General features: G+C 64.5%; 22 protein-coding genes. 9 read left to right on the forward strand and 13 right to left on the reverse strand.

Going from position 1 to position 22,380, the window contains the following annotated elements:
- Positions 1 to 52 precede the first annotated feature (52 nt).
- The gene (locus KUV38_RS00560; protein ID WP_222468189.1) at positions 53 to 397 is read right to left on the reverse strand and encodes a hypothetical protein; all 345 of its coding nucleotides are present in this window, start codon (positions 395 to 397) and stop codon (positions 53 to 55) included.
- Positions 398 to 457: 60 nt separating this feature from the next.
- Entirely contained in the window at positions 458 to 1,165 is a 708-nt protein-coding gene (locus tag KUV38_RS00565; protein WP_222468190.1) for a DUF599 domain-containing protein, read from the reverse strand.
- 90 nt (positions 1,166 to 1,255) lie between these two features.
- On the opposite strand from KUV38_RS00565, the gene KUV38_RS00570 reads away from it, so the two are divergent.
- The 6 genes from KUV38_RS00570 to KUV38_RS00595 all read left to right on the forward strand — a co-directional run bounded on the left by KUV38_RS00570 (position 1,256) and on the right by KUV38_RS00595 (position 7,662).
- The gene (locus KUV38_RS00570) at positions 1,256 to 2,701 is read left to right on the forward strand and encodes an FAD-linked oxidase C-terminal domain-containing protein (RefSeq protein ID WP_222468191.1); all 1,446 of its coding nucleotides are present in this window, start codon (positions 1,256 to 1,258) and stop codon (positions 2,699 to 2,701) included.
- Positions 2,702 to 2,757: 56 nt separating this feature from the next.
- Entirely contained in the window at positions 2,758 to 3,861 is a 1,104-nt protein-coding gene (locus KUV38_RS00575; RefSeq protein WP_222470902.1) for an FAD-binding protein, read from the forward strand.
- Positions 3,858 to 5,207, forward strand: coding sequence for a glycolate oxidase subunit GlcF (gene glcF / locus KUV38_RS00580; RefSeq protein ID WP_222468192.1), 1,350 nt, complete (start codon positions 3,858 to 3,860; stop codon positions 5,205 to 5,207). Before KUV38_RS00575 ends, glcF begins: the two co-directional genes overlap by 4 nt.
- 144 nt (positions 5,208 to 5,351) lie before the next feature.
- Entirely contained in the window at positions 5,352 to 6,176 is an 825-nt protein-coding gene (locus tag KUV38_RS00585) for a trypsin-like serine peptidase (protein ID WP_222468193.1), read from the forward strand.
- Entirely contained in the window at positions 6,173 to 7,006 is an 834-nt protein-coding gene (locus tag KUV38_RS00590; protein WP_222468194.1) for a trypsin-like serine peptidase, read from the forward strand. The genes KUV38_RS00585 and KUV38_RS00590 overlap by 4 nt, the downstream gene beginning before the upstream one ends.
- Positions 7,007 to 7,194: 188 nt before the next feature.
- A complete protein-coding gene (locus tag KUV38_RS00595; protein ID WP_222468195.1) occupies positions 7,195 to 7,662 on the forward strand; it encodes an Hsp20 family protein in 468 nt (155 codons plus the stop codon).
- Positions 7,663 to 7,734: 72 nt separating this feature from the next.
- Here KUV38_RS00595 and KUV38_RS00600 read toward each other — a convergent pair whose 3' ends face one another.
- The 10 genes from KUV38_RS00600 to KUV38_RS00645 form a co-directional block, all read right to left on the reverse strand.
- Positions 7,735 to 8,610: a DUF5655 domain-containing protein gene (locus KUV38_RS00600; RefSeq protein WP_222468196.1), complete on the reverse strand. Its 876-nt coding sequence runs from the start codon at positions 8,608 to 8,610 to the stop codon at positions 7,735 to 7,737.
- A gap of 70 nt (positions 8,611 to 8,680) precedes the next feature.
- Positions 8,681 to 9,370 carry a DUF1523 family protein gene (locus tag KUV38_RS00605; protein ID WP_222468197.1) on the reverse strand — a complete coding sequence of 230 codons (690 nt, stop codon included), beginning with the start codon at positions 9,368 to 9,370 and terminating at the stop codon, positions 8,681 to 8,683.
- Positions 9,371 to 9,378: 8 nt separating this feature from the next.
- Entirely contained in the window at positions 9,379 to 9,654 is a 276-nt protein-coding gene (locus KUV38_RS00610) for a hypothetical protein (protein ID WP_222468198.1), read from the reverse strand.
- A 3-nt stretch (positions 9,655 to 9,657) separates the two neighbouring features.
- Positions 9,658 to 11,022 (reverse strand): DUF6638 family protein, encoded by a 1,365-nt coding sequence (locus tag KUV38_RS00615; RefSeq protein WP_222468199.1) that lies wholly within the window; start codon positions 11,020 to 11,022, stop codon positions 9,658 to 9,660.
- On the reverse strand, positions 11,019 to 11,900 hold the full coding sequence (locus tag KUV38_RS21065; RefSeq protein WP_222468200.1) for an exonuclease domain-containing protein: 882 nt from the start codon (positions 11,898 to 11,900) through the stop codon (positions 11,019 to 11,021). Before KUV38_RS21065 ends, KUV38_RS00615 begins: the two co-directional genes overlap by 4 nt.
- Entirely contained in the window at positions 11,897 to 13,831 is a 1,935-nt protein-coding gene (locus KUV38_RS00625; protein ID WP_222468201.1) for an ATP-binding protein, read from the reverse strand. The genes KUV38_RS21065 and KUV38_RS00625 overlap by 4 nt, the downstream gene beginning before the upstream one ends.
- A 67-nt stretch (positions 13,832 to 13,898) precedes the next feature.
- Complete coding sequence (locus tag KUV38_RS00630) at positions 13,899 to 15,029, reverse strand: hypothetical protein (protein WP_222468202.1); 1,131 nt, start codon at positions 15,027 to 15,029, stop codon at positions 13,899 to 13,901.
- A complete protein-coding gene (locus KUV38_RS00635) occupies positions 15,026 to 15,448 on the reverse strand; it encodes a hypothetical protein (RefSeq protein ID WP_222468203.1) in 423 nt (140 codons plus the stop codon). The genes KUV38_RS00630 and KUV38_RS00635 overlap by 4 nt, the downstream gene beginning before the upstream one ends.
- Positions 15,441 to 15,683 (reverse strand): type II toxin-antitoxin system Phd/YefM family antitoxin, encoded by a 243-nt coding sequence (locus tag KUV38_RS00640; protein ID WP_222468204.1) that lies wholly within the window; start codon positions 15,681 to 15,683, stop codon positions 15,441 to 15,443. Before KUV38_RS00640 ends, KUV38_RS00635 begins: the two co-directional genes overlap by 8 nt.
- Before the next feature lie 63 nt (positions 15,684 to 15,746).
- Entirely contained in the window at positions 15,747 to 16,826 is a 1,080-nt protein-coding gene (locus tag KUV38_RS00645; RefSeq protein WP_222468205.1) for a hypothetical protein, read from the reverse strand.
- A 188-nt stretch (positions 16,827 to 17,014) separates the two neighbouring features.
- On the opposite strand from KUV38_RS00645, the gene KUV38_RS00650 reads away from it, so the two are divergent.
- From KUV38_RS00650 to KUV38_RS00660, 3 genes are all read left to right on the forward strand, one after another.
- On the forward strand, positions 17,015 to 18,700 hold the full coding sequence (locus KUV38_RS00650; RefSeq protein ID WP_222468206.1) for a BCCT family transporter: 1,686 nt from the start codon (positions 17,015 to 17,017) through the stop codon (positions 18,698 to 18,700).
- Between the two features lie 46 nt (positions 18,701 to 18,746).
- Positions 18,747 to 20,033: an acetylornithine deacetylase/succinyl-diaminopimelate desuccinylase family protein gene (locus KUV38_RS00655; protein WP_222468207.1), complete on the forward strand. Its 1,287-nt coding sequence runs from the start codon at positions 18,747 to 18,749 to the stop codon at positions 20,031 to 20,033.
- Positions 20,034 to 20,098: 65 nt separating this feature from the next.
- Positions 20,099 to 21,562, forward strand: a complete 1,464-nt coding sequence (locus tag KUV38_RS00660; RefSeq protein ID WP_222468208.1) for an ABC transporter substrate-binding protein — start codon at positions 20,099 to 20,101, stop codon at positions 21,560 to 21,562.
- A gap of 214 nt (positions 21,563 to 21,776) precedes the next feature.
- Here the strand turns inward: KUV38_RS00660 and KUV38_RS00665 are convergent, their stop codons facing one another.
- Complete coding sequence (locus KUV38_RS00665) at positions 21,777 to 22,370, reverse strand: 2-hydroxychromene-2-carboxylate isomerase (protein ID WP_222468209.1); 594 nt, start codon at positions 22,368 to 22,370, stop codon at positions 21,777 to 21,779.
- Between the last annotated feature and the right edge of the window lie 10 nt (positions 22,371 to 22,380).

Genomic DNA, 22,380 nt, shown 5'->3' on the forward strand with positions numbered 1-22,380 from the left:
GTTTCCGGCTCGGTTTCAAAACCCGCGCGCTGTCGGCGGGACTCGCGCGGACCTACGGAAGATCGACCTGAACGCGCGGGCCGCCCCAGCCCTCGGGGAGGGTGCTGGTTTCGATCCAGACACGCTTGACCCCCTGCGGGATTTTTACGCCGGAGAGGCTGCGGGTGAAGGGCTGCTCATCGACATGAGGATGCAGCAATTCGCGGGTGCCGAGCACGCGGCCGGTCTCATTGGTGACCCGCCAGCCGTTGGCGTAATCGTCCCAGCCGGTATCGCCGTGCGAGAGCGTCACCTCAAACCGCCATGCCCCGCCGGAGGGCGCGGCCTTGACGGCCTCGACCTTTGCCGGATCTGCCGTTGCGGGAAGGGCGAGGAGGGTAAAGATGAGCCAGCGCATGGCCGGCAAGATGGCATGGCAGGGCATTACAGCGGGTCACAAAACCGTCAGAGAGGCCGGTTACTCGGCGGCCGTATCGGGCTGCATCAGCACCACGCGCGACTGGCTCCAGAACTCGCGCCGCCAGATCACTACGGCGCTGACGATGGCGCCCAGCATCAGCCCCCAGGGCCCGACCAGCCAGCCAAGCGCCCCGAGGGCGAAGTAGATTGACCGCATGCCGCGGTTGAAGCTCTTGGCGGCGGTGATGTTGATCTCGGCGGCCTTGGCGGCGCGCGGGTAGGTGGCTGGGTCTTCCACGTCATTCGGGATCGCGCCCATGACCACCGAGGAGTAGCCGAAGAGCCGGTGCGCCCAGACGAACTTGAGGAAGGCGTTGGCGAGGAAGAAGAGTATCAGCACGATCTTGATCTCGAAGGCCAGCGTGGTGGTGGTGCCGAGCGAGAGGTCTTCGGCCAGCCCGGTGAGCTGCTCGGGGTTGCCGATCACCGCCAGCCCGCCGCCGATGGAGATCATGCAGGCGGAGGCGAAGAAGGTGGTGCCCTGCCGCAGGTTGCCAAGGATGGTGGCATCGAAGATGCGCGGCTGACGGGTAACATGCTCACGCAGCCAGTCGCGGCGGTAATCCTGCATCAGCACCGAGACCGAGGGCTTGCCCGCTGGCGGATGCTCCACGACCCAGCCGAGCACCGCCCAGAGGCCGAGAATGAGCGCCACGGCCACGCCGTCGGCGGTGGAGAAAGGGGCAAGAAGCGGCATCAGATCCATGGGCGGACCCTATGTCGCGCCAGCGCCGGTTGCCAGATGGCAAAATTGGTTATATTTTCTGACCAATTTAGCAAGGGAGGTGCCGCCGCCATGGAAATGCCCAAGCCAGACCCGCAAATTCTTGCCCGCAAGGCCCGGATCGTGGCCCGTCTGCGCGATGCTCTGCCCGGCGGGGTGATCGACGCGGAAGAAGAGGTGCGGGCCTACGAGTGCGACGCGCTGACCGCCTACAAATGCCCGCCGCTTGCCGTGGTGCTGCCGTCGACGACCGAGGAGGTCTCGGCGGCGTTGAAGGTCTGCCACGCGGAAGGCGTGCCCGTGGTGCCGCGAGGGGCGGGCACCTCGCTCGCGGGCGGGGCGCTGCCCACCGCCGATTGCGTGATCCTCGGGGTCGCCCGCATGGCCGAGGTGCTGGAAACAAATTACCCCGACCGCTACGTGCATGTGCAGACCGGGCGCACCAACCTGAGCGTGACCGGCGCGGTGGAGGCGGATGGGTTCTTCTATGCGCCCGACCCGTCGAGCCAACTGGCCTGCGCGATTGCGGGCAATATAGCGATGAACTCCGGCGGGGCGCATTGCCTGAAGTATGGCGTGACCACCAACAACCTGCTGGGCGTGACGATGGTGCTGCCCGATGGGACCATCACCAAGTTGGGCGGGCCGTGGATGGATGCGAACGGCCTCGACCTGCTCGGTCTGATCTGCGGCTCTGAGGGGCAGTTGGGCGTGGTGACGGAGGCCTGGCTGCGGATTTTGCCCAAGCCCGAGGGCGCGCGGCCGGTGCTCATCGGCTTCGACAGCTCCGAGGTGGCTGGGCAATGCGTGACCAACATCATCAAGGCGGGCGTGCTGCCGGTGGCCATCGAGTTCATGGACCGCCCTTGCATTCGCGCGACCGAGGCCTTTGCCGGGGCGGGCTACCCCGATTGCGAGGCGCTGCTGATCGTGGAGGTGGAAGGCTCGGAAGCGGAGATCGACCACCAGCTTGGGCTGATCTGCGGCATCGCAGAGGAGTTGAACCCGGTGGAGGTGCGCCAGAGCGGCAGCGCGGACGAAAGCGCCCGCATCTGGCTGGGCCGCAAGAGCGCCTTCGGGGCGATGGGGCAGATCAACGATTACATGTGCCTCGACGGCACGATCCCGGTGAGCGAGCTGCCGCGTGTGCTGCGGCGGATCGGGGAGATGAGCGAGGAGTTCGGGCTGGAGGTCGCGAACGTGTTCCACGCGGGCGATGGCAACATGCACCCGCTGATCCTGTTTAACGCCAATGAGGAGGGGCAGTTGGAGCTCTGCGAGCAATTCGGCGCCGAGATCCTCAAGCTCTGCGTCGAGGTCGGCGGCTGCCTGACGGGCGAGCATGGCGTGGGCATCGAGAAGCGCGACCTGATGGAGGTGCAGTATCGGCCTGACGATCTGGCCGCGCAGATGGATGTGAAGGACGTGTTCGATGCGGGCTGGATCCTGAACCCGGCCAAAGTCTTTCCGCTCACGGTCTCCGCCGGGCGGCGGCGCGCGCCGGATCGGGCGGCGTGACGGTGGCGAGCTTGGAATTGAGTATTTAGAGCAAGAAAATGAACGGGTTGAGCATCATGGAGCCGCAGAACGAGGCGGAACTTTCGGAGGCGCTTGCGGGCGCGGAGGGGCCTGTCTCGGTGCGGGGCGGCGGCACGCGGGGCGTTGTGGCCGACGGGGAGGCGCTGCGCTTTGGCGGGGCCGGAATTTCACTTTACGAGCCGGGCGCGCTGACGCTGGTGGCGCAGGCGGGCACGCCGGTGGCAGAGATCGAGGCGGCGCTGGAGGCCGAGGGGCAGAGACTGGCCTTCGAGGTGCCCGATATGCGCGGGCTGCTGAGCACCGAGGGCGAGAGCACCATTGGCGGCGTGGTCGCCAGCAACGCGAGCGGGCCGAGGCGGGTGTCTGTCGGGGCGGCGCGGGACTTCTGCCTTGGCGTGCGCTTCGTGGATGGCGTGGGGCGCGTCGTGCAGAATGGCGGGCGGGTGATGAAGAATGTCACCGGCTATGACCTTGTGAAGCTGGTGGCGGGCAGTCATGGCACGCTGGGGGTGCTGACCGAGGTGTCGCTGAAGGTGCTGCCGAAGCCAGAGGTGGCGGGTGTGCTTTCAATCGACGGGCTTTCCGTCGAAGACGCCGTGGCGGCGATGAGCGCGGCGCTGGGAACGCCGTGGGAGGTGACGGCGGCCTGCCACACTGACCTTGCGGCCAATGACCGGCCCTCGACGCAATTGCGGATCGAAGGCATGGCCGGGTCGGTCGACTACCGGCTCGGGCGGTTGAAGGAGGCGCTTGGCCGCTATGGCGAGGTCGAGACTGCGGTGAGCGACAGCCACGATTGGCCGTGGTTCCGCGATGTGGCGCGCTTTGCGGGCGGGGCGGAAGATGTCTGGCGGCTGCATTGTCGCCCCTCCGATGCGCCGGGCCTCGTGGCTCGGTTGCCTGAGGGGGCGAAGGTGATGCTCGATTGGGGCGGCGCGCTGGTGTGGGCCGCGGTGCCTGCTGGCACCGATCTGCGGGCGGCGCTGGGCGCCTTCGACGGCCATGCAACGCGGGTGCGGGGGCAGGGCGGCGGGATTGCGCGGTTTCACCCCGAGCGGCCCGAGCTGGCGGCGCTCACGGCGGGCCTGCGGGCCAGGTTCGACCCGAGGGGCATTCTGAACAGGGGCCTGATGGCATGAAGACCGAATTCACCGAAGCGCAGCTGGCCGATCCGGGCACGGCGCGGGCCAACGAGATCCTGCGCGCCTGCGTCCATTGCGGCTTTTGCACCGCGACCTGCCCGACCTACCAAGTGCTGGGCGACGAACTCGACAGCCCGCGCGGGCGGATTTACCTGATCAAGGACATGCTCGAGAACGAGCGGGTGCCGGATGAGAAAACCGTCAAGCACATCGACCGCTGCCTGAGCTGCCTTGCCTGCATGACGACCTGCCCCTCCGGCGTTCATTACATGCATCTGGTCGACCACGCGCGCGCCTATATCGAAGAGAACTACAAGCGGCCTGTCTCCGACCGGGCGCTGCGGTGGATCCTTGCGCGCATCCTGCCCTATCCGGGGCGGTTTCGGCTGGCGCTGCTGGGGGCCAAGATCGGGCGGCCGTTTCGCGGGCTGATCCCTTCGGCGCGGCTGAGGGCGATGCTGGAGATGGCGCCAAAGCGCATTCCGCCGGTGAGCCGCAATGACGACCCGCAGAGCTTTGCGCCGGTTGCGCCGCGCCGCAAGCGGGTGGCGCTGATGACGGGCTGCGCGCAGAAGGCGCTGAACACCGATATCAACGATGCCACCATCCGGCTGCTCACCCGGCTGGGCTGCGAGGTGGTGGTGGCCGAGGGCGCGGGCTGCTGTGGGGCGCTCACGCACCACATGGGCCGCGAGAGCGAGGCGCACGGCACGGCGGCCAGGAACATCCGCGCCTGGGCGGCGGAGATGGAGGGAGCAGGGCTGGATGCCATCGTCATCAACACCTCGGGCTGCGGCACGACGGTGAAGGACTATGGCCACATGTTCCGCCAGACCGACTTGGCCGAGGAGGCGGCGAAGGTGGCGGGGATCGCCAAGGATATCTCCGAGGTGCTGGCGGAATTGATGCCGGAGGCGCCGGTGGAGGCGCGCAATCTTGCCAAGGCGGAGATCGCCGGAACGCAGGCCGAGGGCCACGCGCCCGAGGGCAGCGGGCCGATCCGCGTGGCCTATCACGCCGCTTGCTCGCTTCAGCACGGCCAGAAGATCAAGGACCACCCCAAGGCGCTCTTGAAGGCGGCGGGCTTCGAGGTGGTGGAGCCGGCCGACAGCCACCTGTGCTGCGGCTCGGCGGGCACCTACAACCTGATGCAGCCGGAGATCTCGGGCCAGCTGAAGGCGCGCAAGGTCCGCACGTTGGAAGCAAAGGCGCCCGATATCATCGCCGCAGGCAATATCGGCTGCATGATGCAGATCGGCTCGGGCACGCAGACCCCCATCGTCCACACCGTGGAACTGCTCGACTGGGCGACCGGCGGGCCGAAGCCGCCTGCGCTGGGCTGAGGCACGCCGCGCCAGAGGCATGTCTTCTGACGGTGCTTTCGTGCAACGTTTGGAGCCGCGGCGGCGGCTTTGCCATATTGTCGCCCCACCCGGCCTCTAGACCCGCCTTCTGAGATCAGACGAGCGACCAGTCCGGGAGTGCCGATGCGCCACGCCATTCTTTCTGCCCTCGCCGGGGCGCTCTGCCTTGCCGGGCTGCCGCTTGCGGCGCAGGAGAGCGGGCTGACCCGCATGTCCACCAGCGATCAGGGGCGCGGCTGGGAGGCCGTAGGGCGGCTCGAGATGGGGCGCAAGAGCTTTTGCACCGGGGCGCTGATTGCGCCCGATCTGGTGCTGACGGCGGCTCATTGCCTGTATCACATGGATAGCGGCGCGCCGGTTGAGATTGACGAGATCGAGTTTCGCGCAGGCTGGCGCGAAGGCCGGGCTGAAGCCTATCGCGGCGTGCGCCGCGCAGTGACCCACCCTGACTACGTGTACAAGGGCCGTGATCAGCTGGACCGAGTGGCGCTCGACGTGGCGCTGCTTCAGCTTGACCGGCCGATCCGAACCATCCGCGTGACCCCGTTCGACACAGCCGAGACGCCCGGTGAGGGCGCGGCGGTGGGCGTTGTCTCCTACGCGCAGGACCGGGCCGAGGCGCCCTCTTACGAGAGCGGATGCGAGGTGATGGAGCGCCGGGGTGGGGTGGTGATGCTGACCTGCTCGGTCGATTTTGGCTCGTCCGGCGCGCCGGTCTTCACCATCGGGGCCAAGGGGCCGCAGGTGACCTCCGTGGTTTCGGCCAAGGCGACCATGCAGGGGCGTCCGGTGGCGCTGGGCACCGAGCTTGGGCCGGTGCTGGAGGTTCTGATGGCTGAGATCGCGCGGGGCGGCGGGGCGCTGAACCCGGGCGGCTCGGTGCGCTTTCTGGGCGGCGGGATGAACGGAGAGCGGCGCGAGATCGGCGCCCGCTTCGTGAAGCCATGATCCGCCGCGCCCTCTTTGCCGCGCTCGCGCTGGCCATCGCCACCCCCGCACTGGCCGACAGCGCCCTGCGCCGCCTGTCGCTGCGCTCCGAGGGGCTCGGCTGGGAGGCCGTGGGCCGGCTTGACCTTGGCCGCGGCTCGTTCTGCTCGGGCGCGCTCATTGCCACCGACCTCGTGCTCACCGCCGCGCATTGCCTCTTTGACCGGAACGGCAACCGGCTCGACCCGCGGGCCATCACCTTCCGCGCCGGATACCGCGACGGGCTCGACATTGCCTCCCGCCGGGGCGCGCGCGCCGTGGTGATGGCGGGCTATGCGCCGGTGAGCACCGATGTGATCGGCCAACTCATGGCGGATGTCGCGCTTATCCAGCTCGACCGACCGATTGCCGCCGCCAATGCCGAGCCCTACGGGATTTCGGCCAACGTGCGCGCGGGTGAGAGCGTGGCGGTCGCCTCCTACGGTCAGGGCCGGGAAGAGGCGCTGTCGCTGCAACGCTCCTGCGGCGTGTTGGGCGAGCGCGTCGGGGCGCTGGCCTTCTCCTGCGATGTGACCTTCGGCTCCTCCGGCGCGCCGGTCTTCGACCTGTCGCGCGGGCGGCCCGAGATCGTTTCGATCATCTCCAAGGGCGCGCGGGAAGATGGCAAGGTGCTCTCGCTCGGGATGCGGGTGGAGCCTGCCGTGCGCCAACTCAAGGCCGATCTGCGGGCCGGGCGCGGCGTGTTCCCCAAGGTGGTGGGCGCGGCCAAGCACCTGCGCGTCGGGGCGTCGTCCTCTACCGGGGCGCGGTTCGTGCGGCCGGGCAATGGGGCAAAGTTCGTGCGGCCCTGAGACCTGGCACAAGCCGTGCGGGCAAGCCACTCACGGGGGGGCGCAAACCCCCTTGAAACCCCCAAAACCCCTCCCCACATAAGCCTTGCACCGGCGCCAAACGGGCCTGTGCATGACCCCGCGCCTGTCCTCTGAGGAAGGCGCATGTGACTGAAAACGCTAAATATATCGCTCAATGGAGGATACCCATGCGTAACTACGACCTTTCCCCCCTGTATCGCGCCACCGTCGGCTTCGACCGCTTTGCCGACCTGATGGACCGCGTGCTGACCACCGATGTCGCCCAGCCGACCTACCCGCCCTACAACATCGAGAAAGTCGACGAGAACGACTATCGCATCTCGGTCGCCGTGGCGGGCTTTGCCGATGAGGAACTCTCGGTCGAGGTCAAGGACGGCGCGCTCATCGTCTCGGCAAAGAAAGCCGACTCCGACGAGGGCAAGACCTACCTGCACCGTGGCATCGCCACCCGCGCCTTCGAGCGCCGCTTCACCCTCGCCGACCACGTGAAGGTGACGGGTGCCACCCACGCCGACGGCATGCTGCACATCGACCTCGTGCGCGAGATCCCCGAGGCCCTGAAGCCCCGCCGCATCGAGATTGCCGGTGGGTCGCAGAAGACCATCGAAGCGAAGAAAGAGACCGTCGAGGCTTAAGCCTTCGGTTTCGATGTAGTTACAGCGGCGCGCGGGGAAACCTGCGCGCCTTCCTACGGTGGAAGCTAGTCCTTATCCAGCGCGGCGTTCGTAAGCGGCGCCGATCAGCTCCCTAAGCACGTCCGGCTTTTTTGCAACGTCATCCTTCGTCAGTCGAAGGCGATACAGTCCCCATCGCTTATTGTATTCAAGCGTTTCAATACCGGAAGACTCAATCTTAGCATCCATTTCTTCCGTCTCTGGAATCTTTACTTCGAGATTAATTTGGTTCTTCTTTGGGCGGAAGGAAACGAAGTTAAAGGGCTGTCCGTCCTTTGAAAGACCTATGTAGAACTTGTTGAACTTAAGCTCCAGCGAGGGTTCAAATTCTTGTGCAACCCTAAGAAGTTGGTCTGCCAGGCTGACAGTACCCTTAGTCGCCTTTGCTTCCCAAAACGCTCTGTCCGTTGGCGCTGCTTCGGCATCCTCATCTTCGTCGACGACACCCCGGGTAAGTTCATCCATGACAGTGGAAAAAATTAAAGAGATGTTGTCTCCAACTTGAATCGCCTGCATCTGCAGCGCGACTAGTGGGACTGTACCATTAAAGAGAGAAATGACGTTAAGGAATCTGCTGGTAATATCTTCCGCGACTAGCACAGCGCAGTGATCGTACTGGGGGTAGCGTTTTCGCTCAATGTCCCAGTACTCAATCGTTCTAATAATGTGTGCTTCGTCTGTGGCACCGAGCTGCAACTCAACCTCGTAGCGGCACTTTGTGTCTGGGTCTTGCAGCAGAAGATCTAGCCTGCCAGCGCGTGGTTGGATGCGTTCTTGGTCACGGAGAACGAGGTCTCCAAGCCCGAGTATCGACGGGTCTTCGGCTATCTTGGTTTGTACCCACTTTTCAGTGAAATCTGGATTCGATCTGAGCCAAAGGCGTTTCGGCTTTTTATACATTAGGGCCATGCGAACCTCTCTATAGACTAACAATCCGCCGCCGAATGACTGCGGTAGTAAAGAATGGTTGTTGATATCATCAATACCGCGGCGGCTTCGACTTCCACGTCCCCAGCCACTTCCGCCACCCGGCCTTCTTCTCATTCGCCGCCGCCTCAACCCGGTCCCACCGGTCCTCGGCGGCGTCCAGCGTCGGGTCCAGCGCCCGCTCGCGGAACTGGCGCCACATCGCCCGGGCGAAGAGCAGCCCGATGCCCAGCAGCACGAAGAAGCTGATGTTGAACCACGGGATCGAGTAGTGGTCCGGCCCGTCGATCGGCTTGATGCCGATGGCGTTGGGGTAGATCGAGAAGAACCTGTTGCGGAAGCCGTAGTGTGTGATCAGCACCCATTGCGGCTCGGCCTGGGTCGAGATGTATTCGGCTGCATCGGCCTGCAAATCGGAGCTGTCGAACTTGAAGTAGGGCGGCCAGATCCAGCCCGAGTCTTCATTCCGGAACACCATCACACCGTAGCTGTCACGCGGGATGAAGCCGAGCAGAAACGCCTTTTGCCGCACGGTCTGGATGAAACGCACGTCGCGGGTGGCCAGCTCGTTGGCGCCCGAATCCGCCTGCGCGTAGAACATCCGGTTGAAGCCGGAAAAGTCCTGCCGGATCACCTCGGTGCCGGTGATCCGTGCCACATCATGCTGGGGCAGCACATAAAGGAAGATCAGCGCGATCATCGTCAGGAAGGCCCATTTGATCGCTCGCCACAAAATCCGCATGTCGCCCCTCAGTTGGCGTTGGTCAGGTAGAGAATCACGCCGACGGCGATCACCGGGATGACATAGACCAGCAGGATCAGCTTCTTGCGAAGCCCGCTGTGATACTGGGCCATCCCGCCCTCGATATAGGCACTCCGGGCCGTGGGGTCACCCCCGTCCGGGTGATCCGCGGCCCATGCGTCCTCCAGCTTTTCGCGGCGGACGGAGCGGGAGTAGATCGAGATGCAGAAGTAGATCACCGTCAACACGATGAACCCCACCACGACCAGCCGTATCAACCCCATGCCTTACCTCCTGACCGCGCCCCAAGGCCCGACGATCCGGATGCGCTCTTCGGAGACGCGCGCTTTCGGCTCGGGCGGGGGGGCTGGCTCTTCCATCGCTTCTTCCCCGGTTCCGAAGAGTGCCGCCCGGGCCCCCTCCTTGTCCACCGCGTATTCACGGGCGAGAAAATCGGCCACGAACTCCTTCTTGCCGTCCGGCCAGCCCCGGTAGAGCGCGTAGAACAGCTCCTTGTGGCAGATGAAGAGCTGCCGCACGTCGAGCGTGGAGAGCTCGGCGAGGAGCTGGTTGATCAAGTCGCGGTCGGGATGGTTCGTGGCGCGCAGGGTGTAAAAATAGGCGGGGTGGCTCGAGGTGATCGTCGGCCATTTGCCGCCCTGCTCGGACCAGCGCACCAGCTCGTTGAGCGCGTGGAACTCGGGGGGCAGGGCGGAGCCGAGGGTCTGGGCCAGCTTGCGCAAATCGCCCCGCGAGCGCGAGGGCACATCGCGGCCCAGCGTGGCGGCTACGTCGACGAGGATGAAATCCATTTTCTGTTTCAGGATCGCCGTTGCATCGGTGCCCTTGGCCTTCACGATCGGCTCGACCAGCCCGTTCAACTCGAGGAACTTGGCAATGCCGGCGCGGTCCTGCAGGTCAAAAACATAGGGCGAGGGGACTTTGCCCAGCTTCTCCTTCGGCCCGCAGGAGATGGTCGCCGGGTGCTCGACATCGCGGAAGATGTAGAGCCCGCCAAAATGCGCCGTCCAGAAATTGCCCTGCGTGAAACTGGGCGCCTTGAAGGTCACCGGGTTGCGGGTGACATCGCCGGTCTGCTTGGCGAGGGTGATCATCTCGGCGATCAGCACGTCATCCCACCACGCATCGGGCTTGGTCTTGAAGGTTGCGATCTTTTCCGCGAGGTCTTGCGCCTGCTCGATATGGCCCGAGGTGGTATCGGCCCGCACGGTGATCTTCTTGATATCGAAGAGCCGGGCGGGGGTGTTGACCTCGAAAACGGTATTATCCAACTCGCCCAGCACCGCATCGCGGGAGGTGAGCGCAAAAAGCTGGCTCTCGTTCTCCTCGATGAACTGCCGCAGGATGCCGCGGCTCATGGAGAACTTGGCGTTGAGCAGTGGCGCGGTCTTCTGGGCGGTTGTGAGGAGGATGAACTGCCGGTTCACCCCGTTGGGGTTGAGATAGAGCAGGTCATCGAACTCGAAGGCGATCTCGGGGGAGAAGCCGGAGATATCGACGTGGAAGTCGGGCAGCTCGGTGCGCTTGCCGGTGAGCTTGAAGAGCGCGCGGTTGTAGCGGTCAATCAGGGCCGGGGAGGCCACCTCGATGAGGTTGCCGAACATCAGGCCGCGGGAGATGAGGCGTTTCATTGGGTTTGTTTGTCCCTTTCGGTTTCAAAGAGAATCCTGAAGTCCTCCTCGGTCAAAAAGGCGATCTCCTGCCCCCTTTGCGCCAACTCTTCTGCTTTTCGGTGCTTTGACGATTTCGCGTAGCCCACCAAGCGCTCCTGATCTTGAACACCCACGCAAAGGTAAGTCGTCTTTCTCGTTACATTTGGGGTTACATCGAAGCCAATTGACTGCGCCAAATCAGCGGCCTCTTTTCGGGGCACGCTTAGAGTCCCTGTAAAGACTATTGAATCGCCGCTGAATGGAGCGTTATCCGCCCCGTCTCTAGAAATACTTTTTCCGCCTGAAGCCGAGCCGGAGATCGGCAGGTTCACCCTGTCGAGCCATTCCTCTGCCGAAGTCAGAGTTTTTTTCAACGCGAGTGCAAATATGCGGCCGGCAGCTTGGGCATCGGATAATGCATCATGATGCGTGAACGTGATCCCAAAATGCTTGGTAAGGTTTCCTAGGCCGTAGCCGCTCTTCTGAAACTCTGGCCATGCCCGACGGACCACTTTTGTGTTGTCCAGCCAGCGACTGTTGATCGGGGTCAAACCGTGCTTCACATAGCAACGTTGCATAGCAGTTCTGTCGAAATGCCCGTGATGAAGAAGCAGTGCTCCATCTAGGCGTTGCGAAAGATTCGGAAAAATTGTCGGCAGAATAGGGGCGTGTCTAACATCGGACTCATCGATGCCATGAATTGAGACGTTGAAGCTATCGAAGAATGTGCGCGGATTTATCAAAGTAGACCACGTCTCTACAACTTCTTCCCCACTGAACTTCACGACGCCTATTTGGCAGATCGATGAGTAATCCGGGTTGGCAGTCTCAACATCAATTACAAAGAACTCAGTCACCCCTTACCCTCCAAATACCGCCGCTTCGCCTCTTCCTGACGCCCGAAGTCGCGCACCATCCCCTCGATGGCCACCTCGTCCGACTTGTCGGCATAGCGGAACTCACTATCCGCGTAGCGGTTCACCTCTTGGATCACCATCTCCATGGTGATCGGCTGGCGCAGCTCGCCGACCATCCCCAGCTTCTCCTCATAGGGCTTGAACAGGAACAGCTCCGGCTCTTCCATCCACTCGTCGGGCAGCTCGAAGTCCATCGCGCGCACCTTCACCGCATCGGTGATGTTCTTGATCGCCCGGCCGGTAAAGCGCTCGTCCGCCTCCTGGATCGCCTTCAGATAGGTGCCGACCTTGGCGATGGTATCCAGCTCGCCGACCTGCCCGATCACCCGGTCGTAGACCTCCAGCAGCCCCGCCTCATGGGGCTTGCCGTGCCCCTCGAAGCTCGCCGCCACCGCCTTCTTGATCTCCTGCGCCGCATAGGCCTCGTGGTCACCCAAGGGCAGCGAGTGGTTCTTGCCCATCAGCAGGTAGAGAATGTCGATGTAGTCATCCCGCGTCTGCGGCCCGTCCACCAGGAACCGCGCCCCGGCCCGCTGCCGCAGGGCGTCGTCCACGTTTTCGGGGTAGTTGGAGAACATCCCGAAGGTGCAGTTGCCGCGCACCACGGTGTTGGCGCCGGCGAAGGCCTCCATCAGCACCGCCGTCACCTCCTGCTGGCCCGCGCTCGACTGCCGGTCGCCCCGCTTGCCCGCGATCTGGTCGATATCATCCACCGTGCCAAAGCCGATCACGCCCGGGTCGAGCACATTGTTGATGAAGGCCTTCGCGTTCTGGCCGGATTTGCCCTGATAGCTGTCGATATTGTCGATGCCGAAGTTCTGGTAGCGGAAGGGGTAGCCCGCGTTGCCGCAATATTCGCTCACCAGCCCTGCCATCATCTGGATCAGGGTTGTCTTGCCGGTGCCCGGCGCGCCATCGCCCATGAAGGTGAAGATGAAGCCGCCCAGCTCGACGAAGGGGTTGAGCTTGCGGTCAAAGTCATAGGCCATGATCATCTTGGCCAGCCGCATCGACTGGTACTTGGCGATATGGTTGCCCACCACCTCGTTAGGTTTCTTGAACTGCATCACCAGCGTGCTGCCCTTGGCCTTCCGCGCCGGGGTGAAGCCCGCGATGGTGAGATCGTCGGCCTCGACGCGATACTTGGCGCCGGTGAAGGCGCCGACGCGCGGGGCGGTCTGGCCGCGCAGGGCGACCTTTTCCATCAGCTGCTCGGCATAGGCCATGACGGTGGCCACCAGCTTGGGTTCCTCGTCGGCGAAGGTGGCCAGCTCCTGATCCAGCTCCCAGAGGCAGCCGTGGAGGGCGAGGGGGGCGTTGTCGGTCAGCACCTCTTCCACCGCGCCGATCTCCACGCTCGCTTCGCTGGCCGAGGGGGCCAGCAGGAAGGAGGTCGCGTTGCCGAAGGAATACATCACCGCCAGCGCCTCGGCGGCCAGCAGCTCGGAGAACTCGGCCTTGCGGGTCTCGGGCAGGCGGCCTTCGAGGTTTTCCTTTTTCAGCTCCACCAGCCCGGTGGCTTCGGCAAAGCCCTCGCCCACCGCCAGCGCCACGGCAATTGCGCGGCGCAGCCCGTGCAGCACGGTGGCCTGCGTTGGGGAGACCAGCGGGTCGCCCTCGTCCGCGCCCTCGATCCGTTCCACCAGCCGCACGCCCTCGGGCCGCGCGGTGCTGCGCGTCACCAGCCCCGGGGTCGTCGAGCGAAACCGCCGCCGCGTGCCGATGCCGGACGAGCGCTCAGGCGCAGGCTCGGCTTTGGGCGCGGCAATCCGGGGGGTGTGATCGACCCCCTCCAGCATCGCCGCTGCCGCCTCGTAATGCTTGCGGATCTCTTCTTCGCGAAGCTCCATCTCGTCGCTGGAAAGGCTCATCTCTCAATTCCTTCTCGAAACCCGCCTCATTTTCTTGCGAGAAATATCCCCGCCGGAGGCTCAAAATCTATCTGTAGCCAAACACCCTGCCGCCCGGGCTGACGACGAACTTGCGCACGCCGGAAAAGCCCGGCGGGTTCTTTTCGGCCAGCACTTGGTAGGGGCGCTCGGGCATGATGATGGCGCGCTCCTGCCGGGTGGCGCCGGTGTCCACGCCGCGGCCCGAGAACGGGTCGAGGGTGAAGACCTCGCGCTCCACGCTCGAGAACCAGCCCGCCTTTTCGCTGCGCACCCGCTCGCTCACCAGCTCTTCCTCGGTCCAGGCCAAGGCCCAATCCTGCCCTTCGGGAGCGCGGGCCTCGCGCAGCACCTCGCAGAGCGGGCCGGATTGCACGGTGTAGGCAGAGGAATACATCGGCCCCACGTGGAAGCGCCGGATGCGCTTGGGGTGGAGGTCGTCGAAGTCTTCATCGAAGCCCTGCGCAATGGTCAGCAGCTTAAGCCCTGACATGCTCTGCGCCATCAGGTGCGCCTGCGCGGCGGGCCAGCGGCGCTCGTCCTTGGGCAGGCTGGTGCGGCCCGAGTCCTCGCATTCCATCAGGTAGATCACCGGCAGGTTGGTCTGGCTGTCGAAGATCGCCCAGTGGATCAGGAACACCCGCCGCTCGCCCTCGCTGCGCTGCCAGAGCGCCTGTGGGTCGTTGCGCGCCCAGAAGATATCGCCCCCCGCCAGCGCCTCGTAGTAGAGCCGCTGGGCCATGGCGTATTGCAGCTTGGTCGGGATCGCCAGCTCACCGACGATCTGGCGGATCATCTCATCCTTCAGCTCGGGCTCGGAGGGCATGTTATCAAGGTGCCGCCCGGCCTGCTGGGCATCGACGGCCATGGTGAGCATTTCCTGAAACACCGGAAAGCCGCTTTCGTGGCTGTCGAAATCCAGCTTGCCCACAGGCGTGCCGTCACGGCCCGTGAGCAGGTACTTGTTGCCGAGCGCGGCGAAGGCATTGGCCAGCGCGCCGATGTAGCGCCCGAGGATGGTGACCTCGGTCTTGCTGAGGCTGCCCTCCACCTCCATCGCCGCCGCCACCTTGGCCAGATGCCCGGTGATCGCCTCGAACTTGGTGAAATACCGCCGCGCCGCGAACTCGTCGGTGAGCTGCTTGTGATCGGCGGTAAGGGCTTTCTTGGTGTCGGTCATTGGTCGTCCCGCCGAACGCTACGGGAGTGTCGTTGCTTCATTGCCGTCAAGAAGGCCTGTTTGATCTGGGTGAAGTACCTCGGGCTGAACGCCCCGATACGGGCCTCCGGGTGCAGGTAAAAAGACGCTTCCAACCGGTCTGTATTGTGCTCATCCAGAATGATCCACAGCGGTTGATCGGTGGAAAGCCCGGCTCGTCTGCGCTCGGTCTCGGGCACCTCTACGGCGCGTCGGTTTGAGGCCGGGCGCTGAGATGTGATTGCCAGAAACAGGATCGCCGTCTGCCCGCTTTGGAGCCTGACCAGAACCGCAACCGCGCAGGGGCGCGGTTTGCGTCCCTCCGTCTCGCCGTGGTCCGCCTGACGTGCCCAGAGGTAGGGGTAATCCCAGACCTCTCCCGGCTGTGGTCCCTCACTCATCCTTCAGGGACTCTTCCAGCGCTGCGATGATCTCGGCAGCCGCTTCCTCGGAGAGGTCTTCGTTGCGGATGGCCTGCCGGGTATCGCCTCGCGCAATCAACCGCTCGAAGCGCTCGTGGCTCATGATCACGTAGCGCGGCTTGCCGTGGCGAGTGATCTCCACCTCTTCGCGAGCGGCTGCGGCCAGCACGTCGCCAGTTTTGTTAGCCAGATCGGTCGCAGAATACTCGCGCATCACGGGGCTCCTTTCCCTAATTTAGCTAATATAGCTAACTTGGGGATTTTCTGCAATCCAGCCTCACACGTCCCCGTAGATGTTCTTGTCGTGCTTCTCGACGATCTTCTCGAAGCGGCGGGCGAAGCGTTCGTCGGCCTTGGCCTTCTGCTCAAGCACCTTGCGGGCGAAGACCATGTGATCCTCGTGGGCTTCCATCATGTCGGCCATCCGCTGGTTGGTCGCCGCGCCGATGCCCGCCATGGCGGCCTGCGCCTCCTGATCGGTCTTCACCCCGATCTCGTTGATCCGGTGGGCCACGTCCTGCTGCTGGGCGGTCTTCAGCGACTTGGTGAGCGCGTCGTAGAGCACCACGCGCTGCTTGGTGTCTGTCTGGAGCTTGTTGATCAGCACCATCTGGGTCGCGGCCTGGTTTTGCAGCGAGTCCACCCAGGTCTTGCCCTTCTCGATGTAGCGCTCGAGGGTCTGGCTCTTGGCCAGCTTCACCTGCTCCTGCTGCACCTTCTCGTTGTACTGCGCGTTCAGCTCGGCCAGCTCGGTCTCGAGCTTGGTGCGCGCGGCGGCGTCCTGCTCGACCGAGATCTTGTTTTCCAGCTCGATGATCTTCGGGTCCATCGCGGTGATCTCGGCGCGCAGCGCTTCGAGTTCGCCCACCGTGGCCTCACGCTCGTCAAGCGTGGTGGAGAGGTTGGCCTCCACCTTCACCTTCTCGCCGTTCAGGATGGTCAGCTGGTTCTCCAGCAGTTTCACGATGATGTCGGACTTGCTGATCAGGTCCTGGAGCTTGTCGTCGATGTTGGCGGTGCGGATGCGCTCCTGCCGCAGGCTCTCGGATTTGCCCGCCGAGAAGATGCCGACAAAGCTTTCCCAGCCGGTCTTGTCGCGCATCTCGCTGAAGTCTTCGGAGAACCCGGCGGTCACATCATCGAGGCCCATGATCAGCTCGGCGATGTTGGCGTTCATCAGCTCGGTGTGCTGATGCACGTCTTCCAGCGTGGCGTTCTCGATGTCGAGCTGGATATCCTGCCCCTCGGCCATCTTCTGGCGGGCGCTCTCGATCCGGCTCGAAAGCTCCTGAATCTTGCCCTGGGTCTCGGCCACCTGGGCCTGGGATTTCTCGATCATCGCGTCAAAATCAGCCATTTCGCGTCCTCAAATCATATGGTGCTGGAGCATATGTGGGGGTTTTAGCGCGATTTGTTAAGAATCGTCACGTGCCAAATGCGGTCATTTCCGGGCCTTTTCGGCGGCGAATGGCCAAGAAATTCGGAACATCCCCGCCGCTCTCCCGTTGGTTGCATGACGCGTGAACACAAACGGGGGAGATTTCCTTGCATCAGCTCGCCAGCCGCCTTGGCCTGCGCACCGATCCGACCATCTTTTTCATTTCGGCGGGGCTGACCCTGCTCTTCGTGCTTGCGCTGGTCATCGCGCCCGAGCCCATCGGAGATGCCTTCGCCGCCGGGCGGGCGTGGATCGTGACCAATCTCGGCTGGTTCTTCATCCTCGGCGTCAACGTCTGGCTCGGCTTTTTGATCTGGGCGGCCTGCTCGCGCCACGGCCATATCCGGCTCGGGCCAAAGGGCTCGCGGCCCGAGTACACCAACCTCAGCTGGTTCACCATGCTCTTTGCCGGCGGTATCGGCACGGTGCTGATGTTCTGGGGCGTGGCCGAGCCGATCTCGCATTTCGCCAACCCGCCGCTGCCCGGCGTGGCACCGCACAGCGAGGAGGCGGCGCAGGACGCGATCTCTATCGCGATCTATCACCTCGGCCTGCATACGTGGGCGATCTTCGCACTGCCAGGGCTGGCCTTTGCCTATTTCATCAACCGCTATGAGTTGCCCGTGCGGGTGAGCTCCGTGTTCTACCCGCTGCTGCGCGAGGGTATTCACGGCCCCATCGGCAAGGCGATCGACATCGCCTCGATCCTCGGCACGCTCTTCGGCGTGGCCGTGTCGCTCGGCCTCGGCTCCAGCCAGATCGCGGCTGGCCTCAATGCGCTGACCGGGTCGGGCACCGGCCCGGGCGTGCAGGTGATGATCCTTGCCGTGCTCACCGTGGTCGCCATCGGCTCCATCGTCGTCGGGCTCGACAAAGGCGTGAAGGTTCTGTCGAACATCAACATCGGCATGGCCGTCGCGCTGATGATCTTTGTCCTCGTCTTTGGCTCCACGCTGTTTTTGCTGCGCGGCGTGGTCGAAACCTTCGGCCTCTACTTCGAGAACCTTCCGCACCTGATGTTCTGGAACGACATGCTCGCCAACGAGAACCCCGACAACCCGCCCTGGGGCTGGCAGGGCAGCTGGACGGTGTTCTACTGGGCCTGGACGGTCACATGGTCGCCCTTCATCGGCCTGTTCGTCGCGCGCATCTCGCGCGGCCGCACGATCCGCGAGTTCGTCTTCGGGGTGCTTCTGGCGCCTTCGCTCTTCACCCTCGTCTGGTTCGCCATCTTCGGCTGGCAGGCGATGGAGTTCGACGGGCTGGGCCTTGCCGCCCGCGCCTCGATGGGCGACGCGGCGGGCGAGATCAGCGCCGCGGTGGCCGAGAGCGTACCGCTCGCCATGTTCGCCTTCTTCGAACATTTCCCCTTCACCGAGTTCATCCAGGGCTTTGCCGTGGTGATCGTGGCGATCTTCTTCGCCACCTCGTCTGACTCCGCTTCGCTGGTGGTCGACATGCTCTGCACCGGCAAGCCCACCCCTGGCCCGGTTGGCCAGCGGGTGTTCTGGGGTGCTGCCGAGGGGCTGGTGGCTGCCATGCTCATCATCCTTGCCGGCGAGGCCGGGCTGACGGCGCTGCAACAGGTCATCACCGTGGTCGGCCTGCCGATCTTCGTGCTGGTCTGCATGATGATCCCCTCGCTGATCCGGGGCTTTGCCGAGGAAGATATCGACCATATCACCATCGGCACCCGGCCTGAGCTGGAGGCGTTTCATTCGGACGATGATGTGGAACTCGATGCCCGCAGCACCGCCGGGCGCACCCCGGAGCGGACCGCCCCGGCGGAGTGACCGATCAGGCGTTGTGGCGGCAGGTCGATCTGCCTAACCTGCCGCCATGTCTCCCGATCTCGACGCCCGCCTCTCCGATGCCATCCGCGCCCGCGAGGGCGAGCTGGTGGCGCTCTGCCGCGATCTCGTGCAGATCCCCACGCTGAACCCGCCGGGCCAGCACTACCGGGCGATCTGCGCCTTTATCGCCGAGCGGCTAGGCAAGCAGGGGTTCGAGGTCGAGATGATCCGCGCCGAGGGCGCGCCTGCCGACAGCACCGAGTATCCGCGCTGGAACGTGGTCGCCCGCCGCGAGGGCGAGCGGGCAGGGGAGTGCGTCCACTTCAACTCCCACCATGACGTGGTCGAGGTCGGCCGCGGCTGGACCTTCGACCCCTTCGGCGGCGAGGTGAAGGACGGCAAGCTCTATGGCCGCGGCTCGTGTGACATGAAGGGTGGCCTTGCGGCCTCCATCATCGCCGTCGAGGCCTTTCTGGAGGTCTGCCCCGAGTTCTCTGGCGCGGTGGAAATCTCTGCCACCGCCGATGAGGAATCGGGCGGCTACGGGGGCGTCGCCTACCTCGCCGAGCGCGGCTGGTTCGCGCCAAGCCGTGTGCAGCATGTCATCATCCCCGAGCCGCTGAACAAGGACCGCATCTGCCTTGGCCATCGCGGTGTCTGGTGGGCCGAGATCGAGACCTTCGGGCGCATCGCCCACGGCTCCATGCCGTTTCTGGGCGACTCTGCCGTGCGCCACATGGGCGCCGTGCTGGCGGAGATGGAGGCCACGCTCTTCCCCCTCCTGTCCACCAAGCGCACCGAGATGCCGGTCGTGCCCGAGGGCGCCAAGCAAAGCACCCTCAACATCAACTCAATCCACGGCGGCGAGCCCGATCACCCGCCGGAGTACACCGGCCTGCCCGCCCCCTGCGTGCCCGACAGCTGCCGCATCGTGATCGACCGGCGCTTTCTGATCGAGGAGGAGCCGGCCGAGGTGAAGGGCGAGGTCACCGCGCTGCTGGAAAAGGTGAAGGCCGCGCGCCCCAGTTTCACCTACGAGGTCCGCGATCTCTTCGAGGTGCAGCCCACGATGGCGCCGGAGGATGCCCCCATCGTCCGCACCACCGCCGCCGCGATCGAAAAGGTGCTCGCCCGTCAGCCTGATTACGTGGTCAGCCCCGGCACCTACGATCAGAAACACATCGACCGGATCGGCAAGCTCTCCAACTGCATCGCCTACGGCCCGGGGATACTGGACCTCGCCCACCAGCCCGACGAATGGGTCGGCGTTCAGGACATGGTCGACAGCGCCACCGTCATGGCCCTCGTGCTGGCCGAATTGCTCGCCCGCTGAAACGCCTATGCAGGGGGGCAGGGTGCCGTTAACCTGAGAGAAACCACTCAGGGAGGCCCAGCCCCATGACCCTTCGCGCAACCCTTCTTGCCACCGCGTTCCTTGCCACGCCCGCGCTGGCGCAAGACAGCATCACCCTCGGCATGGTGCTCGAGCCGCCCAATCTCGACCCAACGGGCGGCGCGGCGGCGGCCATCGATGAGGTGGTCTATGCCAACGTCTTCGAAGGGCTCACCCGCTTTGCCGCCGATGGCTCGGTGCAGCCCGCGCTGGCCTCCGGCTGGGAGGTCTCCGACGATGGCCGCACCTATACCTTCACCCTGCAGGAGGGGGTCACCTTCCACGATGGCACCGACTTTAACGCCGAGGATGTGGTGTTTTCGCTCGACCGCGCCCGCGCCGAAGACTCGACCAACGCGCAAAAGGCGCTCTTTGCCGGGATCGAGAGCGTCGAGGCGATGAACCCGACCACGGTGAAGGTCACCCTCGGGCAGGCCGACGGTGCCTTTCCGTTCAAGATGGCCTGGGGCGATGCGGTGATGGTCGGCTCCGAGAGCGCCGCCGATCTGGCCACCAAGCCCATTGGCACCGGCCCTTTCACCTTCACCGAATGGGTGCAGGGCGACCGGGTGACGCTTGCCCGCAACGAGAGCTACTGGGGTGAGGCCCCGGCGCTGGCGACTGCGACCTTCAAGTTCATCACCGACCCCAACGCCGCGTTTGCGGCGATGATGGCGGGCGATGTCGATGCCTTCCCCAACTTCCCGGCGCAGGAGACCCTGCCGCAGTTCGAGGGCAACCCGCAGTTCAAGGTCATTATCGGCTCGACCGAAGGCGAGACGATTCTGGCGATGAACAACGCCCAGCCGCCGCTCGACAACGTGCAGGTGCGCGAGGCGATTGCCCATGCGGTGAACCGGCAGGATATCATCGACGGCGCGATGAACGGCTATGGCACGCCCATCGGCACCCACTTCGCCCCCCATAACCCCGACTACGTGGACCTGACGCAGATGTCGGGCTTCGACCCGGAGCGCTCAAAGGCGCTGCTGGCTGAGGCCGGGGTGGAGGGCCTGAAGCTCCGCCTCGCCCTGCCGCCCCCCGCCTACGCCCGCCGCGGCGGCGAGATCATCGCCGCCCAGCTCCGCGACGTGGGGATCGAGACCGAGATCACCAACATGGAATGGGCGCAATGGCTCGAACAGGTGTTCAAGGGCCGCGACTTCGACCTCACGATCGTCAGCCACACCGAGCCGATGGATATCAACATCTACGCCCGGGATGACTACTACTTCCAATACGCCGACCCGGACTTCAAAAGCATGATGACCCTGCTCGAAGGCACCTCCGACCCGGCGGCGCGCTCGGAGATCCTGAAATCGGCGCAAGAGAAGATCGCCGGTGATTTCGTGAACGGCTACCTCTTCCAATTGCCAAAGACCGGCGTTGCGAACGCCAAGATCGAGGGCCTCTGGGAGAACGCGCCGACGCAGGCGAATGATCTGACTGGGGTGCGCTGGGCGGAGTGACCGTCACCTTCGCGCCGATCGACCGTCGGTCAGCCGGCCTAGGACGGTCGCGCGGGAGAGAGGCGTAGATAGTGTTTGAGGCAAGAGAATGGGGCGGGGTGCGCCGATCTTTATTTTCTTGCTGAATATACTCATACGGTCCGCCAGCCAGACAGCATGACGACGGGGTGGTATGCGCCTGTGCCACCCCGGTAGGTCGGGACGTACTCTCCCCTCACCCCTTCAGATGCGCCTCAAGGTCATCGAGCCGGTCGTGACCCCAAAACAGCGCCCCATCGTCGACCACGTAGAACGGCGCGCCGAAGGCGCCTTTCTCCACCGCCTCGTCAAGGTTGCGGCCATAGGTCTCCGCCCCGGCCAGCAGGCCGCGGTCGGCCAGCCCCGGGTCAAACCCGGCGCCTTCGAGGCAGGCCTTGATCACATCGTCCTGCGCGATGTCCTTTTCCTCCGCCCAGACTGCCCGCAGCAGCGCGTGGGCCAGCGCGCCCACATCGCCGCCGCCCTCGACCTGCGCCGCGATCAGCGCGTAGCTCGACGGTGCCGCGTTGGTCGGAAAGTGGGCGGGCGTGAAGTTCATCGGCAGGCCGGTCTTGGCCGCCGCGCGCTTCAGCTCCTGCATCCGGTAGGCCTTGCGGTTCTCGTGCCGCTCGCCGGGCGGCGTGCCGCCGGTGCGGGCGAAAAGCGCCATTATATCGACCGGCTTGTAGGCAATGCTCGCCCCCGCCGCGCCTGCGATCTCCTCCAGCCGCGTGCCCGCGAGATAGGTGAAGGGGGAAATGGTGGAGAAAAAGTAGTCGATATGCGGCATTTGCACCTCC

This window comes from Vannielia litorea, from assembly GCF_019801175.1.
Lineage (GTDB): Bacteria > Pseudomonadota > Alphaproteobacteria > Rhodobacterales > Rhodobacteraceae > Vannielia > Vannielia litorea_B.

What these genes read in the sequence shown, in the direction of transcription:
- KUV38_RS00560 (WP_222468189.1), bottom strand. Translation starts at nt 397, where the DNA reads ATGCGCTGGCTCATCTTTACCCTCCTCGCCCTTCCCGCAACGGCAGAT.
- KUV38_RS00565 (WP_222468190.1), bottom strand. Translation starts at nt 1,165, where the DNA reads ATGGATCTGATGCCGCTTCTTGCCCCTTTCTCCACCGCCGACGGCGTG.
- KUV38_RS00570 (WP_222468191.1), top strand. Translation starts at nt 1,256, where the DNA reads ATGGAAATGCCCAAGCCAGACCCGCAAATTCTTGCCCGCAAGGCCCGG.
- KUV38_RS00575 (WP_222470902.1), top strand. Translation starts at nt 2,758, where the DNA reads ATGGAGCCGCAGAACGAGGCGGAACTTTCGGAGGCGCTTGCGGGCGCG.
- glcF (WP_222468192.1), top strand. Translation starts at nt 3,858, where the DNA reads ATGAAGACCGAATTCACCGAAGCGCAGCTGGCCGATCCGGGCACGGCG.
- KUV38_RS00585 (WP_222468193.1), top strand. Translation starts at nt 5,352, where the DNA reads ATGCGCCACGCCATTCTTTCTGCCCTCGCCGGGGCGCTCTGCCTTGCC.
- KUV38_RS00590 (WP_222468194.1), top strand. Translation starts at nt 6,173, where the DNA reads ATGATCCGCCGCGCCCTCTTTGCCGCGCTCGCGCTGGCCATCGCCACC.
- KUV38_RS00595 (WP_222468195.1), top strand. Translation starts at nt 7,195, where the DNA reads ATGCGTAACTACGACCTTTCCCCCCTGTATCGCGCCACCGTCGGCTTC.
- KUV38_RS00600 (WP_222468196.1), bottom strand. Translation starts at nt 8,610, where the DNA reads ATGGCCCTAATGTATAAAAAGCCGAAACGCCTTTGGCTCAGATCGAAT.
- KUV38_RS00605 (WP_222468197.1), bottom strand. Translation starts at nt 9,370, where the DNA reads ATGCGGATTTTGTGGCGAGCGATCAAATGGGCCTTCCTGACGATGATC.
- KUV38_RS00610 (WP_222468198.1), bottom strand. Translation starts at nt 9,654, where the DNA reads ATGGGGTTGATACGGCTGGTCGTGGTGGGGTTCATCGTGTTGACGGTG.
- KUV38_RS00615 (WP_222468199.1), bottom strand. Translation starts at nt 11,022, where the DNA reads ATGAAACGCCTCATCTCCCGCGGCCTGATGTTCGGCAACCTCATCGAG.
- KUV38_RS00625 (WP_222468201.1), bottom strand. Translation starts at nt 13,831, where the DNA reads ATGAGCCTTTCCAGCGACGAGATGGAGCTTCGCGAAGAAGAGATCCGC.
- KUV38_RS00630 (WP_222468202.1), bottom strand. Translation starts at nt 15,029, where the DNA reads ATGACCGACACCAAGAAAGCCCTTACCGCCGATCACAAGCAGCTCACC.
- KUV38_RS00635 (WP_222468203.1), bottom strand. Translation starts at nt 15,448, where the DNA reads ATGAGTGAGGGACCACAGCCGGGAGAGGTCTGGGATTACCCCTACCTC.
- KUV38_RS00640 (WP_222468204.1), bottom strand. Translation starts at nt 15,683, where the DNA reads ATGCGCGAGTATTCTGCGACCGATCTGGCTAACAAAACTGGCGACGTG.
- KUV38_RS00645 (WP_222468205.1), bottom strand. Translation starts at nt 16,826, where the DNA reads ATGGCTGATTTTGACGCGATGATCGAGAAATCCCAGGCCCAGGTGGCC.
- KUV38_RS00655 (WP_222468207.1), top strand. Translation starts at nt 18,747, where the DNA reads ATGTCTCCCGATCTCGACGCCCGCCTCTCCGATGCCATCCGCGCCCGC.
- KUV38_RS00660 (WP_222468208.1), top strand. Translation starts at nt 20,099, where the DNA reads ATGACCCTTCGCGCAACCCTTCTTGCCACCGCGTTCCTTGCCACGCCC.
- KUV38_RS00665 (WP_222468209.1), bottom strand. Translation starts at nt 22,370, where the DNA reads ATGCCGCATATCGACTACTTTTTCTCCACCATTTCCCCCTTCACCTAT.